Source organism: Streptomyces sp. SP18CS02 (assembly GCF_036322365.1).
Lineage (GTDB): Bacteria > Actinomycetota > Actinomycetes > Streptomycetales > Streptomycetaceae > Streptomyces.
On the sequence record NZ_JAQYXC010000295.1, the window covers coordinates 174924 to 190529 of the forward strand.

Sequence of the window (15606 nt, forward strand, 5' to 3'; positions counted from 1 at the left end):
GCCGGCCACCCGTCGGCCGGCGTGCACGACCCCGCGGGCGGACGCGACCTAGGGCCGGGGCTGACGGCGGCGGCGCACCAGCTCCGGCAGCGGCCAGCGCCGGTTGACCAGGAACACGGCGGCCGCCAGAGCCACCAGCGACCCGCCGACCACGGCCAGCGCGGTCCCGATGCCGGTCGAACCGTGCCCGGTGACCGCCGCTTTCGCGGCCCCGGTCCCCGTCCCGGTGCCGGTGCCGTCGTCGTTCACCGCCTCGGTGTCACCGTCCGTCCCGGTCCGCGCGGACTTCGGCGGAACCAGCTCGCCCACCGGCCTGACCTTGCCGACGGCCGCGAAGCCCCAGTCGAGCAGCCGCGCCGTCTCCTTGTAGACGGCGTGGCTCTCCTTCGCCGACGGGTTCATCACGGTGACCAGGAGCACCTTGCCGTTGCGCTCGGCGACCCCGGTGAAGGTGGACCCGGCGTGTGTGGTGTTGCCGTTCTTGACCCCCGCCATGCCCTTGTAGGGGGGGATGCCGTAATCCCCGGTCAGCAGCCGGTTGGTGTTCTGGATCTCGAACATCTCGCGCTTCTTGCCGGCCTTCTGCTCCCCGGGGAACTTCGCGCGCGCGGTCGCGCAGTACTCCCTGAAGTCCTTGTTCTGCATTCCGCTGCGGGCGATGAGCGTGAGGTCGTACGCGGAGGAGACCTGGCCCTCGGCGTCGTAGCCGTCCGGTGAGACGACGTGCGTGTCGAGCGCCTGGAGCTCGTCGGCGCGCGCGTTCATGTCGCCGACGGTCTTGGCGATCCCGCCGTTCATCGCGGACAGGACGTGCACCGCGTCGTTCCCGGAGCGCAGGAACACGCCCAGCCACAGGTCGTGAACGGTGTAGCTCTGCTTCTCCTTTATGCCGACGAGGCTGGAACCCTGGCCGACGCCGGCGAGTTCGGCCTGGGTGACCAGGTGCGACCGGGTCTTGGGCAACCTGGGCAGCAACGTGTCCGCGAAGAGCATCTTCAGCGTGGAAGCGGGAGGCAGCCGCCAGTGGGCGTTGTGGGAGGCCAGCACATGGCCGGTCTCGGCGTCCGCGACGATCCAGGAACGCCCGGTCACCTCCTTGGGGAGGACCGGCACCCCCTTGCCGAGGTTCACCTGGGTGCCCGGCTTGCCGAGCCGCGATCCACCGACCGTGGACATGACCGCGGGCGGCTTCGGCTGGGTGTCCTCCTCCTTCTCCTTCTTGTCTGCCTGCGGGAGAGGGCTCGCCGACGCCGGGGCAGTGGTGAGAACGGGCAGCAACGCAGCAGCAGCGACCAGCAATGCGGTCTTTTTCAGAGCAGACACGGTCGAGAACGTACAGGGCAGGTCGCCGTATGCCGACACCACACCCCGACCCCGCCTGAGACGCGCCGCTATGGGCGGTGATACTGAGTCCATGAAGCTCAGCCGTTCCGCCTCCTGGTTCCTGCTCGCTTTCGGGGTGTGGAGCTGGTTCATCTGGATCACTTTCGTCAAGAACCTGTGGAACGACGGGAGCGGTCTCGCTTTTGACGACGCGGGTGACCCGACTGCGTACTTCTGGGTCCATCTGCTGCTCGCCATCACGTCCTTTCTCCTGGGGACGGCGGTGGGCGTGATCGGGTTGCGTGGCGTGCGCGCATTGCGCCGCGAGCGCGAATAGCTGACCGCGTAAGCGGATCGACCGCGAAAGCGGATTGGGGAGTACGGGCTCGTGCTGGTCGTCCTGCTGGTGTTCGTCGTGATGGTCGCCCTGCTCGCCGGGGTGCACTGGTATGTCTGGCTGCGTCTGGTGCGGGATGTGACGGTCCCCGGCGGGACGGCACGGCGGGCGGGGACGGTGGCCGCCGTCGTCCTGCCGCTGCTGTCGGTCGGCGCGCTGACGTCCGGGCGGGCCGGGGCGCCGTTCGGGGTGCAGCAGGTGCTGGCCTGGCCGGGGTTCCTCTGGCTGGCGCTGCTGTTGTACGTGGTGCTGGCCCTGGTGGCCGGCGAGGCGGTGCGCCCGCTGCTGCGGCGCCGGCTGGAGCGCCGGGCGGGCGCGCAGGCCGCCCCGGCCGTCGTGTCCTCCGCCGCCACCACGACGGCGGCCGCCGCTCCGGCCCCCGCCGTGCTCGCCGGTGCGCCCTCGGACGCCCCGGGCCCGGACGTGCCTGCTCCGCCCGCCACGCCCGCGACGGCGCCCGCCGCGCTCGCGGACGCGGACGCGCGTGCCGAGGCGGACGCGTCCGCCGCCTCCGCACCCTCCGCCCCGCCCGTCACCCCCGACGGCCCGGCCGCGCCGTCCCCCGCTGTCTCCCGCCGGCTGTTCGTGTCACGGGTCGTCGGCGGCGCCGCCGCGGCCGCCGCCGTGGGGACCGTCGGCTACGGCACGTACGGCGTCCTGCGCGGGCCCCGGATCAAGCGGGTCACCGTGCCGCTGGCCAAGCTGGCGCGCGGCGGGCACGGGTTCCGGATCGCGGTCGTGAGCGACGTCCACCTCGGGCCCATCCTCGGACGGGCCCACACCCAGCGGATCGTGGACGCCGTCAACTCCACCCAGCCCGACCTGGTCGCCGTCGTCGGTGACCTGGTCGACGGCAGCGTCGCCGACCTCGGACCGGCGGCGGAGCCGCTGGCCGAGCTCCGCGCCCGGCACGGTTCGTTCTTCGTGACGGGCAACCACGAGTACTTCTCCGGTGCCGACGCATGGGTCGACCACGTCCGCGAGCTGGGCCTCCGTCCTCTGCGCAACGAGCGGGTCGAGATCGCCGGCTTCGACCTGGCGGGCGTCGACGACATCGCGGGCGAGAGCGAGGGCGCGGGTGCCGACTTCACGAGAGCCCTCGGCGACCGGGACCGGGCCCGTGCCGCCGTGCTCCTGGCCCACCAGCCGATCGTCGTCCACGACGCCGTACGGCACGGCGTCGACCTCCAGCTCTCCGGGCACACCCACGGCGGCCAGCTGTGGCCCGGCAACCTCGTCGCCGAACTCGCCAACCCGACCGTGGCGGGCCTCGAACAGTACGGGGACACCCAGCTGTACGTCTCCCGGGGCGCGGGCGCCTGGGGCCCGCCGGTGCGCGTGGGCGCGCCGTCGGACATCACCGTCGTCGAACTGGCCTCACGCGACGCGTGACACGGGAGCGCCGCGATCCGGCCGTACGGCTCAGCCGGATCCGGTGCTCCTGGCCCCGGCCGCCCCGGCGAGCGCGCCGGGCATGAACTCTTCCAGCACCTCGTGCACCTGACGCACCATCGGCCTCAGCACCCGGAACCGGGAGAGCGCGATCGCCCGGGCGGCGATCGGCGCGGTGCGCTCCACCAGCCGGCGGCTGCGTTCGGCGCCTTCGCTCCGGTCGTACACCCAGAAGAGCACGAGCCCCATCTGCATCAGCCACATCAGGTGCGGAAGCCGTTCGGTGAGCTCGGGCGCGGTCCTGGTGTCGGAGCCGAAGAGCACCCGCCGGTGGATGGAGATGGCCGCCTCGCGCGCCGCGACGGAGTCGGACGAGAAGGGGCTGAGCGGGCTCTGCGGGTCCGCCGCGTTCTTGAAGAGCTGGGAGGCGAAGCGGTGGTACGGCTCCGCCACGTCCAGCCAGGTCAGCAGGGTGTCCCGGATGCGTACCGCCAGGTCGGTGTCGCCCTCCAGGACGGACTGGACCGCCGCCGCGTGCTCGGCGGCGATCCGGTCGTAGAAACCCTGGACCAGGTGCTCCTTGGAGGCGAAGTAGTAGTAGGCGTTGCCGACCGAGACACCCGCCTCCTGAGCGATGGCCCGCATCGTCGTCTTGTCGTAACCGCGCTCCTGGAAGAGCCGGAGCGCGGTTTCGAGGATGAGGGCGCGGGTCTGTTCGCTCTTGGGGGCCTTGGCGGGTCCCTCCGCCTTTACGTCCTTCACGGTGTCCGAGCCTAGCCGGGACGGCCGGGCGCTTCGCACCGGCCGTCCTCGCAGACCGGGCCGCCGCCGGAGATCGCCTCCCGCCACTTCGCGGCGGCGAGCACGGTGGCGCGGGCGAAGGGCATTCCGGCCGGGGTGGCCAGCCGGTGGGCCGTGGGCCGGTACTCGGCCAGCGCCCACAGGCAGACGATCCAGGCCGCGGTCGAGCGGTAGACCTGCCCCGCGTCCCCGATGACGGTGATCTCGCGGAGGGTGCCGTCGTGGTCGAGCCCGGGGAACCGGCGCCTGGCCTCCGGGGAGGCGGCGGGCACCGCGTCGAGCGGTACGAGCTGCCGCTGCCTCGTGAGCCAGTTCCGCAGGTGGACGCAGATCGGGCACCCGGCGTCGTACAGGACGGTCAGCCGCCTCACGGGGGCCCGGGCCGCGAGGGGCTCCGAAGGCCGGGCCGCCGGGCCCGCGGGGATGGTCACGGCCGTCTCACGCGCCGGACGCGGGCGCGGTCCAGGGGCCGTTGCCGGGCCCGCCCGTCCAGCCCTGCGGTGGGACCGGAGGCACCTGCTCGCGGTCCATCGCACCGCGCCGGCGGATTCTGTTCAGTACGTAGACGTTGCCCAGGTGCATCACGCCGAGGACGAGCAGGACGACCCCGAGCTTGACCGAGAGCGCCTCGAAGAGCTGCCTGGCGTCGACGACCGCCTCGTCCTGGCTCAGATAGAGCGCCACGAAACCGAAGTTGACGAGGTAGAAGCCGACGACGAGAAGGTGGTTCACCGCTTCGGCGAGCTTCTCGTTCCCCTTCAGCACGTCGGCGAGGAAGATCCGTCCGTTCCGGCTGAGCGTGCGGGCCACCCAGATGGTGAGCGCCACGCTGATCAGCAGGTAGACGACATACGCGATGACAGTGAGGTCCATCCCCCACCCTCCCTTGAACGCGTTCAAAAGCTGGTGGACCTGACTGTAGACCTGTCTTTGAACATGTTCAAGAAGCTCGGGCCCCGTGGCGGCCTCACCCGGTGCGGGCGGTGGCCGCGCCGGGGGACCGCCGGGCGTCGCCGGTGCCCTCGGGTCCGGCAGCGGGGGGCACCGGCCGGGCGGTGAGCCGCCGCACCCCCGGCACCAGGGCCGTCCCCAGGCAGAGCGCGCCCACCACCGCCCCGGCCGCCGCGAGCGGCACCTCGGGGCCCCAGAGGGCGGCGGCGGAAGGTGCGAGCGCGTAGCCGAGCGGCATGGCGGCGAGCGAGACCAGCCAGTCGTAGGAGGTGACGCGGGCGAGCACATGGGCGGGTATCGCCTGCTGGACCGTGGTGCTCCAGACCGGGGAGAGGAATCCCAGGCCCGCCTGCGCCAGTCCGTACGCGGCGACGGTCAGCGGCATCGGCGCGCAGGCGGCGAGCAGCCCGAGCGGCAGGGCGTACGTCGCGAGCCCCAGGTTCGCCGTCAGGACCGGGCGGGAGGGGCGGGCCCGCCCGGCAAGCAGGGAGCCCAGGAGCAGGCCCACCGCGCCGGCCTGGAGGAAGAGCAGCCAGTGGGCCTCCCCGCCCGTGCGGGCCAGGACGACCGCCGGGGCCAGGGTCATCAGGACGGCGGCAGCGCCGTTCCACGCGGCGTGGGCGATCAGGCTGGTCCAGTACCAGTCCCGGCCGCGCACCTCCCGCCACCCCTCCGCCAGGTCGGCGCGGAGCGAACGGCGGGGGAGCGGCACCCGCCGCACCCGTACGGCCGCGAGCAGCGCGGCGCTCGCGAGGAAGGTGGCGCCGTCCAGGACGAACACCCAGCCCGGACCCACCGTCAGGATCAGGGCGCCCGCCAGGAGCGGGCCGCCCAGCCGGGTGGCGCTCGTCGCGACGCCCGTCACCGCGTTGGCGCGGGCCCGGCCGTCCGCCGCCACGGTCCCCGCGATCAGCGGCGAGAGCGTCGGCATGGCGAACGCCCCGGCCGCGCCGCCGACCGCCGAGGCGACCGCGATCACCCGCAGCGAGGGGGTGCCCCCGAGCAGCTGGACGCCGACGGCGAGCTGTGCGGCCGCGCGGACGAGGTCGGTGGTGAGGGCGACGGTGCGGGCGTCGAACCGGTCGCCCAGGACGCCGCCCAGCGGCAGCAGGAGCAGCTTGGGCACCATCGCGCAGGCGAGGACCAGTGCCAGGGCGGAGGTGGAGCCGGTGGCCGCCAGGACGGCGAGCGTGAGCGCGGCCGGGACGACGGCGTCACCGAGCAGCGACAGAAGGCGCCCGGCGAAGAACAGGCGGAAGGAGCGCGTGCGCAGCGGGTGCGGTGCGGAGGGCATGGTGATGAATGTATTTCGGTAGCGAATAATTCGTCAACGAAATACTTGTCGGTCCCGAAGGGCCGTCCCGCGCCCCGCGTACGATCGGGCGCATGGAGCCGACCGACCGCGACTGGACCGACGAGCACGTGGCGCGCTGGCAGCCCGTGCTGCCGGGCCTCGACCCCGAGATCGAGGGCGCGGTCACCCGGATGAAGAAGTTCTCCGTCCATCTGCGGCGCGTCCGGGAACAGTCGCTCGTCGACTTCGACCTGGAACGCCACGAGTTCGACACCCTGCACAAGATCGCGGGGCGGGGCGGCAGCGCGGCGCCCTCGGACCTCGCCGCCGACCTGGATCTCGCCCCCGCCTCCGTCACGGGGCGCCTCGACGCCCTGGAACGCCGGGGTCTCGTGCGCCGTACGCCCTCCACCAGCGACCGGCGCAGGGTCGTCGTCGAGCTCACGGACGAGGGCCGCACCATCTGGCTGGGCGCGATGGACGTGGTCGGGCACGAGGAGTACCGGCTGCTGGGAGTGCTCAGCGGGGAGGAGCGCACGCACCTCAACGACATGCTGCGACGCGTCATGCTGGTCGCGGAGGGCCAGGGCGCCGAGGAGCCCTGGCGCAACTGACCGGCACGCGGCACGCCGGCCCGACGCCCCCGACCGGACCTCCCACCGCTCACCGGGGCCCGCGCGGCCTCGCCGCCGGCCCGGGACGCGACCGGCACCGACCGCGGCCGGCCGCGCCGGACCGCGACACCGGCCGCGACCGACCGGGACACCGGCCGTGACCGGGCGGGCCGGCCGGCGCCCGCCGAGGCGGGCTCCACGGCCCGGCCCGAGCTGGTCCGGCCCCGCTGCTCCGAACGAGGGGCCCCGCCTCAGGGCGGGTGCGGACAGCGGCGTCCGGCCGGGGGGCGGGCCGGGCGGGGCCCCGCGGACACGGCCTACTCCTCCGTGACCGAGATGGCCTGCACCGGGCAGGCCCGGCCCGCCTCGCGGACCAGCGGACTGCCGCCGCCGTCCTCACGGCCGGGGAGCAGTTCGCTGAAACCGTCGTCGTCCTGCGTGAACACGTCCGGTGCCGTCAGCGCGCACTGCCCAGCGCCGATGCAGACGTCCTTCTTGATCGAAACGCGCATGTTCCACCTCACCAGGCCACGGGGAGTTCCAGCATGCCCTGGATCGTGTCCCCCGGCTTGAAGGGGATGTCCTCGGCGGGCGCCGCCAGCCGGAGGTCAGGCAGCCGCCCGAACAGCGTCCCCAGGGCGATCTCCATCTCCGCCCGGGCCAGGTTCTGCCCCAGGCACTGGTGGATGCCGTAGCCGAACGCCAGATGGTGGCGGACCGGGCGGCTCCAGTCGAGCGTGTCCGGATCCGGGTAGACGTCGCCGTCCCGGTTGATGACCGAGGTCGAGAAGATGACCCCGTCACCGGCCCGGATCGTCGTCCCCGCCACGTCGATGTCCTCGGTGGCCACCCGGAGCATCCCGTCGGCGATCGACAGGAACCGCAGCAACTCCTCGATGGCCGCGGGCAGCAGTGCCGGGTCGGCCCGCAGCTCGGCCAGCTTCTCCGGATGCCGCAGCAGGGTGAAGGTGCCCAGCGAGATCATGTTGGCGGTGGTCTCGTGGCCGGCGATCAGCAGGATGGTGGCCAGCGCGACCACCTCCTCCTTGTCGTAACGGCCCTTCGCCGACTGCCGGGCGATGAGCTCGTCGAGCAGTCCCTCGCCGGGGTCCGCGTGCTTGCGGTCGACGAGGTCCCCGATGTACCGGTCCAGCTCCTCCCGGGCCTCCAGCGCGTCCTGGGGCCGGGGGCCGCGCAGTATCCGCCGTGAACGGTCCTCGAAGAACTCGTGGTCGGCGTAGGGGACGCCGAGCAGTTCGCAGATCACGATGGACGGCACCGGCAGCGCGAACGCGGTGACCAGCTCGCCGGGCGGCCCCTGCTCGATCATCGCGTCCAGCAGACCGTCCACCGTCCGCTGGATCCGCGGGCGCAGGTTCGCGATGTGCTTGACGCTGAAGCTGGGGATCACCATCCGCCGCTGGACGTTGTGCTCCGGATCGTCGACACCGAGCAGGGCGGACCGGCGGTTGGCGCGCAGGGCGATGAAGCGTTCCGACGGAACGGGGAAGGACTTGTGGGTGCTGTCGGTGGACAGCCGCTGGTCGGAGAGGAGATCGCGGGCCACGGCGTGCCCGGTGACGAACCACACCGGGCGTCCGTCGTACAGCGTGACCCGGGCGAGCGGCCGCTTCCCGCGCAGCGGATCGTAGGCGGGGGCCGGATGGTAGGGACAGGTCCGGTCCTGGGGAAAGGCAACGGTTTCCGTCATGTGGGGGCCTCGCTAGCGGTGAACGACGATACCGATCTCCACTACATGCCCCAGGCACCCACCTGGTCTACGCGCAGTTCGGCCAAACCGCCCCAACGGTCGACGCGGGCGGCGCCCCGCCGCCCCGCCACCGGGCGCCTGGTCCCGGGGTCCTTCGTCCGGATCCTGCCGGGCTCACCTGCCCCGGTCCCGCGCCTCGCCGCGTCGTCGTCGGTCGCCAGGGGCCCGTGGCCCTCCGGGCGCGGGAGGTGCCCCCAGTGCCGTGACTCGCTTCTCCGCCGTGCGATCGCACGCACCGGACGGCGTCCCCGCCCTCCGGGCGGACCGACGCTCTCCGGACGCTGTTCAGATGCTCAGCGAACGCGCGTAGTTGATCTGCCCCATCACCATGTGGAAGGACTCGGGGCCGGTGGCCGGAATCATCGTCGAGTGGTGCCGGCCGCCACTGGTGACGGTCACCTGGATGAAGCCGGTCGTCGTCTTCTCCTTCATCAGGAGGAACAGCAGACCCAGGAAGCAGAGGACGAAGAAGACGACGGCCAGCACGATGGCGTGGGTCGGGATCTTCTCCTCCGTACGCGACATGTCGGTGGCGTTCCACACCGCGCCCTTGAGCGGCATCGGACCGGCCGGGGTGATGATCGAGTCCTGCAGCACGGTGATGTCACCGATCGACACCAGCGGGGCGCCCGTGTGCCCCATGGGCGCCGGATAGGCGCCCGGCAGGGTCGGCTGCTGCGGATAGCCGTATCCGTCGGCCGGCGGCGGGTACCCGTATCCCGGTGCCCCGGGAGGCTGGGTGGGCCCCCACTTGTACTCCCCGTCCGCGTACGGATTCGGCTCGCTCATCTCTCCCCGTTTCTCTCCGGCAGGGCGAAGGCCCGTCCCTGTACGGGTGAGCGTACAGAAACGGGCCTTCGGACGATGCGTCAGGCGCCGACGCGTCAGGAGCCCACCGGGGGGCGCCCGCCGGCGCGGAGCGTCAGAACCGGCGCGTGATCAGCGCCCGCTTGACCTCCTGGATCGCCTTGGTGACCTCGATGCCGCGCGGGCAGGCGTCCGTGCAGTTGAACGTGGTGCGGCAACGCCACACGCCGTCCTTGTCGTTGAGGATCTCCAGGCGCTGCTCCCCGGCCTCGTCGCGCGAGTCGAAGATGAAGCGGTGGGCGTTGACGATCGCGGCCGGGCCGAAGTACTGCCCGTCGTTCCAGAACACCGGGCAGGACGACGTGCACGCCGCGCACAGGATGCACTTGGTGGTGTCGTCGAACCGCTCGCGGTCCTCGGCGGACTGCAGACGCTCTCGCGTCGGCTCGTTGCCCTTGGTGATGAGGAAGGGCATCACGTCGCGGTACGCCTGGAAGAACGGCTCCATGTCCACGACCAGGTCCTTGAGGACCGTCAGGCCCTTGATGGCCTCGACCGTGATCGGCTTGTCCGGGTTGATGTCCTTGATCAGCGTCTTGCAGGCGAGCCTGTTCTTGCCGTTGATCCGCATCGCGTCGGAGCCGCAGATGCCGTGCGCGCAGGAGCGCCGGAAGGTGAGCGAGCCGTCGACGTCCCACTTGATCTTGTGGAGGGCGTCGAGCACGCGCTCCTTGGGGTCGATCTCGATCTGGAAGTCCTCCCAGACCGCCGCGTCCGAGAGCTCGGGGTTGAAGCGGCGGATCCGGAGGGTGACCGTGATGTACGGGGAGGCGGGGGACGAAGGGGAGGGGGACTCGGCCTTGTCCAGTACGGGGGTAGCCATCAGTACTTACGCTCCATCGGCTGGTAGCGGGTCTGGACGACCGGCTTGTAGTCGAGACGGATCGACTCGGCGCCGTCGTCGCCCACCTCGCGGTACGCCATGGTGTGGCGCATGAAGTTGACGTCGTCGCGGTTCGGGAAGTCCTCGCGGTAGTGACCGCCGCGGGACTCCTTGCGGGCCAGCGCCGAAACGGCCATGACCTCGGCCAGGTCGAGCAGGTTGCCCAGCTCGATGGCCTCCAGCAGGTCCGTGTTGAACCGCTTGCCCTTGTCCTGGATGGACACGTTGAGGTACCGCTCGCGCAGCTCCGCGATCTTCTCGACCGCGGTCTTGATCGTCTGCTCGGTGCGGAACACCATCACGTTGGCGTCCATCGTCTCCTGGAGCTCCTTGCGGAGCACCGCGACCCGCTCCGAGCCGGTGGAGTTGCGCAGGCGCTCGACCTGCTCCTGGACGAACAGCGCCGGGTTCTCCGGCAGCTCGACGTAGTCGGCCTTCGCCGAGTACTCGGCGGCGGCGATGCCCGCGCGCTTGCCGAACACGTTGATGTCCAGCAGCGAGTTGGTGCCCAGCCGGTTGGCGCCGTGCACCGACACACAGGCGACCTCACCGGCGGCGTACAGGCCCGGGACGACCGTCGTGTTGTCGCTGAGGACCTCACCCTCGACGTTCGTCGGGATGCCGCCCATGGCGTAGTGCGCGGTCGGCTGGATCGGGATCGGGTCCGTGTAGGGCTCGATGCCGAGGTACGTACGCGCGAACTCGGTGATGTCCGGGAGCTTGGCGTCCAGCTGCTCCGGCGGGAGGTGCGTCAGGTCCAGGTAGACGTGGTCGCCCTCGGGGCCGCAGCCGCGGCCCTCGCGGATCTCCGTGTAGATGGACCGCGAGACGACGTCACGGGAGGCGAGGTCCTTCATGACCGGCGCGTACTTCTCCATGAAGCGCTCGCCGTCCTTGTTGCGGAGGATGCCGCCCTCACCGCGGGCGCCCTCCGTCAGCAGGATGCCCATGCGCCAGATGCCCGTCGGGTGGAACTGGAAGAACTCCATGTCCTCCAGCGGCAGGCCCCGGCGGTAGCAGGCGGCCTGGCCGTCACCGGTCAGGGTGTGCGCGTTGGAGGTCACCTTGAAGAACTTGCCGGTGCCGCCGGACGCGTAGATCACGGCCTTGGCCTGGAAGACGTGGATCTCGCCGGTGGCCAGCTCGTAGGCGACCACACCGGCCGACTTCTTGACGCCGTCGACCTCGGTGATCAGCTGGTCCAGGACGTAGAACTCGTTGAAGAACTCCACGCCCTCCTTGACGCAGTTCTGGTACAGCGTCTGGAGGATCATGTGACCGGTGCGGTCCGCGGCGTAGCAGGACCGGCGGACCGGGGCCTCGCCGTGGTTGCGGGAGTGGCCGCCGAAGCGGCGCTGGTCGATGGTGCCGTCCGGGGTCCGGTTGAACGGCAGGCCCATCTTCTCCAGGTCGAGGACGGCGTCGATGGCCTCCTTCGCCAGGATCTCGGCGGCGTCCTGGTCGACCAGGTAGTCACCGCCCTTGACCGTGTCGAAGGTGTGCCACTCCCAGTTGTCCTCCTCCACGTTGGCCAGCGCCGCGGCCATGCCGCCCTGCGCGGCGCCCGTGTGGGAGCGGGTCGGGTAGAGCTTCGTCAGCACGGCGGTACGGCTGCGCTTGGTCGACTCGATGGCCGCGCGCATACCGGCGCCACCGGCGCCGACGATGACGGTGTCGTACTTGTGGATCTTCATTGGTCTCGTCAGCCCCGGCTTTAGCGGATGTTCGGGTCGAAGGTGAAGATCACCAGCGTGCCCAGGAGGATGGTGAACACCGTGGCGGTGTACAGCAGGCCCTTGAGCCACAGACGCGTGTTCGGGCGCTCCGCGTAGTCGTTGATGACCGTACGGAGACCGTTCGCGCCGTGCAGCATGGCCAGCCACAGCATCAGCAGGTCCCAGACCTGCCAGAACGGGGACGCCCAGCGGCCCGCCACGAAGGCGAAGCCGATCTTGGAGACGCCGCCGTCCAGCACGAGCTGGATCAGCAGGTGGCCGATGACGAGGACGACCAGGACGACGCCGGACAGCCGCATGAAGAGCCACGCGGCCATCTCGAAGTTGCCGCGGGTCGACTTGGGGGTCTTCTTGGTGCGCTTGCGAGGCGCCTCGATGTACGGGGCCGGGTTGTCGACGTCGTAGAGGCCCGTGGGCTCTCCCTCGACGGGGCCGACGGCGGCGGAAGTGGTGTCAGCGGACATGTCTGGCGTCAGCTCCCGAACAGTTCACGTACGGCGTGGCCGAGGACGGGGTAGAGCGCCCCCACCATCAGCACGAACCAGATGGCCATGACGGTCCACAGCATCTGCTTCTGGTAGCGCGGGCCCTTGGACCAGAAGTCCACGGCGATCACGCGAAGGCCGTTGAGCGCGTGGAAGAGGATTGCGGCGACGAGGCCGTACTCCAGCAGCGCGACGAGTGGCGTCTTGTACGTGGCGACGACATCGTCATAGGCCTCGGGGGAGACACGGACGAGAGCGGTGTCCAGCACGTGTACGAACAGGAAGAAGAAGATGAGGACGCCGGTGACTCGATGAGCCACCCACGACCACATGCCTTCCCGGCCGCGGTACAGCGTTCCAGCCGGCACGGAAAAACCCTCCGGGAGCGGGGTTGGGGGTCGGCCGGCTTCTCTGTCGGTCTGACCCGGCCGGGTACGGTCCACCGGCCCCGGTCATCGTAGCGACGAGATGTCGGTTCGCTCGCGCGGGGTCAGCCAGTGTGATCAAACAGGCAATCAAACGAGCACGGACGGGCTATCCGGATGGCCCGATTCCGCCACGAGCCGGGACAGCCGGGCCCGGGCGAGTCGGCGCAGCTCATCGGCGGCGACGGCGCGTTCCTCGTCCCGTTCGTTGCCCAGCCTGGAGCGGATGCCGGCCAGCACGTGGTCGAGGTGTTCCTCGGGCCGGAATCCGTCCAGGCTGATGACGAACGCATGGCCGAAGCTGCTCTCGTACGCGGCGTGGGCGGCCCGCAGGGCGGTGAGGGCGGCGGCCGGCGCGCCGGGGTGGGGCCCGGCGGGGATCTCGTCGGCGAGTGCCTCGTCGAGGTCGGCCCGCGACAGGTCGTAGCTGGCCTCGTCGGCGGCGGCGAGCAGCGCCTCCAGGGTCGGGTACGGGCGGTGCGCCGCGATCCGGTGGGCCCAGCGGCGGCTGCCGCAGCAGGCGAGCAGGGCCGCTTCCGCCGTACCCCCGCCGACGGTGTTGAACCGGTGCAGACCCCGGTCCTCCAGGGCGTGGGCGCCGGGAGGCCGACCGGATATGGCTCCCGCGGGGGCCGGGAGCGCCGGCGTTCGCTTCGGGGCGCCGGCGGTGGATTCGCTGGACAGCGTGGGCCTCCTCGAACGGGACAGGGGAGGAAAACGAGACGGTGGAGCAGTGGAGCAGTGGAGTGACGACGGTGACGGAACGGGGCGGCGGAGCAGCGGGGGACGTGGGAAAGGTGTGAGAGAAGGGACACAATGTTACCGAGGGTGAGCACGAGCTGTCCGAGAGATGCGCGAACTTCACCCGGAAGGGAGAGTTTCAGTACAGGCGATGGACGAATCCGGCTCACGGAGGAGGCACGCGCGTGAAGCGGTATGCGAAGAAGGGGCCCCTGTCCGGCCCGCGGTCCCGGGCCTGCCGCCGGCCCCGGCACGAACCGTACGAACCTCTGCACAGGCTCATGCGCCGGCCGGCGGCCGCGGCGGTGGTGCTCTCGGTGGCCCTCTCCGTCGCGGTCCCCGGCTGTGCGCACGGCGACCCCGGCGGCAAGGACCCCGGCGACGCGAAGGCGTCCACAGGCGCGACCGCCGCCCGGATCTCGCCGACACCGACACCGACGCGCAGCTATCCCCTCTCCGGCGAGCCCCGCACCATCCCCTCCGTGCGGGAGCACCAACCCGCCCGGGGGCCCGGCTGGCGCCCGGTCAGCGGCAGGGCGGTGGTCATCGCCAAGGGCAGCGCCGCGCTCGCCGACGAGGCCCGGCTGCTCGCCGGTGAGCTGAAGGCCGCCTACCGGGGCGAGAACGCCCCCCGCGCGGGCGACGTCGAGCTGGCGCTGGACACCGCGCAGAAGGGCGGCGCCGAGGCGTACACCCTCACCACGCGTGACGGGCGGGTGCGCATCAGCGGATCGGGCGAGGCCGGGGTCTTTTACGGCACGCGCACCCTGAAGCAGGCGCTCGCCTCGGGCGGGATCGTGCCGGAGGGCGTCGTGCGGGACGCGCCCGCCAAGCCGCAGCGCGGGCTGATGGTCGACATCGCCCGCAAGCACTTCAGCGCGGAGTGGATCGAGGACCGGCTGCGCGACATGGCCGACATCAAGATGAACCAGCTCGGCCTGCACTTCTCCGACGACCAGGCCTTCCGCATCGAGTCCGACAGCCACCCCGAGGTGGTCTCGCCCCAGCACCTGACCAAGGCCGAGGTGCGGCGGATCGTCGCCCTGGCGTCGAGCCTGCACATCCAGGTGGTCCCCGAGATCGACTCGCCCGGACACCTCGGCGCGGTGATCGCCGCCCACCCCGGCCTCCAGCTCAGGAACGTCCAGGGCACGGCGACACGCGGCGCGGTCGACATCGCGAACCCCGAGTCCGCGAAGATCGTCGACGAGCTGCTGCGCGAGTACGCCGGGCTCTTCCCGGGGGCCTACTGGCACCTGGGCGCCGACGAGTACCAGGCGCTGGTGGTGCGGGACCCGGAGGCGTCCTTCCCGCAGCTCGCGGCCGAGGCCCGGCGCAAGTACGGCGCGAACGCGACCGTCCAGGACCTGGCGACCGGCTGGCTCAACGACCGGGCGGCCGTGGTGCGGCCGACCGGCAAGGAGCTGAGGGCGTGGAACGACGGGTTCTTCCGGGGCGGCTCGGTCGCCGCCGACAAGGACCTCCAGGTGGCGTACTGGACAGGCAAGGAGATCGGGGCCCGGCCGCCGCTGGAGTACCTGCAGGAGGGCCGCAAGGTGCTCAACTACAACGACGAGTACCTCTATTACGTCCTCGGTGAGCCGAACGAGTTCGTCTACCCGACCGGCCGCCGCATCTACGAGGAGTGGACCCCGCTGGTCCTGCGCGGCTCGACCCCCGTCCCGGCGCGCTACGACGGCCAGATCCTCGGCGGCAGTTTCGCCGTCTGGTGCGACCTGGCCGGCCGGCAGACCCAGGCGGAGGTGGCGAGCGGTATCCACATGCCGTTGCGGGCGACCTCCGAGAAGCTCTGGGTCGCGGGAGAACCGACCGCGAGCTGGGACGACTTCAGCGCGCTCGCCCGGAAACTGGACGACGGCTCGTAGATTTCCCGCCACCGGTAGTGACGAAATCCCGCCACACGGC

General features: G+C 71.4%; 17 protein-coding genes. 4 read left to right on the plus strand and 13 right to left on the minus strand.

What is annotated here, in order from left to right:
• Positions 1 to 48: 48 nt before the first annotated feature.
• Positions 49 to 1323 carry a D-alanyl-D-alanine carboxypeptidase family protein gene (locus tag PUR26_RS27505; protein ID WP_329876230.1) on the minus strand — a complete coding sequence of 425 codons (1275 nt, stop codon included), beginning with the start codon at positions 1321 to 1323 and terminating at the stop codon, positions 49 to 51.
• Positions 1324 to 1414: 91 nt separating this feature from the next.
• Here PUR26_RS27505 and PUR26_RS27510 point away from each other — a divergent pair, with 91 nt between their 5' ends.
• Both PUR26_RS27510 and PUR26_RS27515 read left to right on the plus strand, forming a co-directional pair.
• Positions 1415 to 1660: an SCO4848 family membrane protein gene (locus PUR26_RS27510; RefSeq protein ID WP_329876232.1), complete on the plus strand. Its 246-nt coding sequence runs from the start codon at positions 1415 to 1417 to the stop codon at positions 1658 to 1660.
• A gap of 81 nt (positions 1661 to 1741) precedes the next feature.
• A complete protein-coding gene (locus tag PUR26_RS27515; protein ID WP_443077201.1) occupies positions 1742 to 3112 on the plus strand; it encodes a metallophosphoesterase in 1371 nt (456 codons plus the stop codon).
• Positions 3113 to 3142: 30 nt separating this feature from the next.
• Here PUR26_RS27515 and PUR26_RS27520 read toward each other — a convergent pair whose 3' ends face one another.
• The 4 genes from PUR26_RS27520 to PUR26_RS27535 form a co-directional block, all read right to left on the minus strand.
• A complete protein-coding gene (locus PUR26_RS27520; RefSeq protein WP_329876234.1) occupies positions 3143 to 3874 on the minus strand; it encodes a TetR/AcrR family transcriptional regulator in 732 nt (243 codons plus the stop codon).
• A gap of 11 nt (positions 3875 to 3885) precedes the next feature.
• On the minus strand, positions 3886 to 4344 hold the full coding sequence (locus tag PUR26_RS27525) for a thiol-disulfide oxidoreductase DCC family protein (protein ID WP_443077186.1): 459 nt from the start codon (positions 4342 to 4344) through the stop codon (positions 3886 to 3888).
• Positions 4345 to 4351: 7 nt separating this feature from the next.
• Positions 4352 to 4786 carry a hypothetical protein gene (locus tag PUR26_RS27530; RefSeq protein ID WP_329876236.1) on the minus strand — a complete coding sequence of 145 codons (435 nt, stop codon included), beginning with the start codon at positions 4784 to 4786 and terminating at the stop codon, positions 4352 to 4354.
• Positions 4787 to 4880: 94 nt separating this feature from the next.
• Positions 4881 to 6158, minus strand: coding sequence for an MFS transporter (locus PUR26_RS27535; RefSeq protein WP_329876238.1), 1278 nt, complete (start codon positions 6156 to 6158; stop codon positions 4881 to 4883).
• 92 nt (positions 6159 to 6250) lie between these two features.
• Between PUR26_RS27535 and PUR26_RS27540 the strand changes: the two genes are divergently transcribed.
• A complete protein-coding gene (locus PUR26_RS27540) occupies positions 6251 to 6772 on the plus strand; it encodes a MarR family winged helix-turn-helix transcriptional regulator (protein ID WP_329876240.1) in 522 nt (173 codons plus the stop codon).
• Positions 6773 to 7089: 317 nt separating this feature from the next.
• Here PUR26_RS27540 and PUR26_RS27545 read toward each other — a convergent pair whose 3' ends face one another.
• From PUR26_RS27545 to PUR26_RS27580, 8 genes are all read right to left on the minus strand, one after another.
• Positions 7090 to 7284 carry a ferredoxin gene (locus PUR26_RS27545; protein ID WP_329876242.1) on the minus strand — a complete coding sequence of 65 codons (195 nt, stop codon included), beginning with the start codon at positions 7282 to 7284 and terminating at the stop codon, positions 7090 to 7092.
• 8 nt (positions 7285 to 7292) lie between these two features.
• Positions 7293 to 8483 carry a cytochrome P450 gene (locus tag PUR26_RS27550; protein WP_329876244.1) on the minus strand — a complete coding sequence of 397 codons (1191 nt, stop codon included), beginning with the start codon at positions 8481 to 8483 and terminating at the stop codon, positions 7293 to 7295.
• A 345-nt stretch (positions 8484 to 8828) separates the two neighbouring features.
• Positions 8829 to 9332, minus strand: a complete 504-nt coding sequence (locus PUR26_RS27555) for a hypothetical protein (RefSeq protein ID WP_329876246.1) — start codon at positions 9330 to 9332, stop codon at positions 8829 to 8831.
• A 133-nt stretch (positions 9333 to 9465) separates the two neighbouring features.
• Positions 9466 to 10233 (minus strand): succinate dehydrogenase iron-sulfur subunit, encoded by a 768-nt coding sequence (locus PUR26_RS27560; protein ID WP_329876248.1) that lies wholly within the window; start codon positions 10231 to 10233, stop codon positions 9466 to 9468.
• Positions 10233 to 11987, minus strand: coding sequence for a succinate dehydrogenase flavoprotein subunit (gene sdhA, locus PUR26_RS27565; protein WP_329876250.1), 1755 nt, complete (start codon positions 11985 to 11987; stop codon positions 10233 to 10235). The genes PUR26_RS27560 and sdhA overlap by 1 nt, the downstream gene beginning before the upstream one ends.
• 20 nt (positions 11988 to 12007) lie before the next feature.
• Entirely contained in the window at positions 12008 to 12493 is a 486-nt protein-coding gene (locus tag PUR26_RS27570; RefSeq protein ID WP_329876252.1) for a succinate dehydrogenase hydrophobic membrane anchor subunit, read from the minus strand.
• An 8-nt stretch (positions 12494 to 12501) separates the two neighbouring features.
• On the minus strand, positions 12502 to 12882 hold the full coding sequence (gene sdhC, locus PUR26_RS27575) for a succinate dehydrogenase, cytochrome b556 subunit (protein ID WP_329876254.1): 381 nt from the start codon (positions 12880 to 12882) through the stop codon (positions 12502 to 12504).
• 147 nt (positions 12883 to 13029) lie between these two features.
• Positions 13030 to 13623: a 2-oxo-4-hydroxy-4-carboxy-5-ureidoimidazoline decarboxylase gene (locus tag PUR26_RS27580; protein ID WP_443077202.1), complete on the minus strand. Its 594-nt coding sequence runs from the start codon at positions 13621 to 13623 to the stop codon at positions 13030 to 13032.
• 338 nt (positions 13624 to 13961) lie between these two features.
• Between PUR26_RS27580 and PUR26_RS27585 the strand changes: the two genes are divergently transcribed.
• Entirely contained in the window at positions 13962 to 15566 is a 1605-nt protein-coding gene (locus PUR26_RS27585) for a beta-N-acetylhexosaminidase (RefSeq protein WP_329876726.1), read from the plus strand.
• Positions 15567 to 15606: the final 40 nt, after the last annotated feature.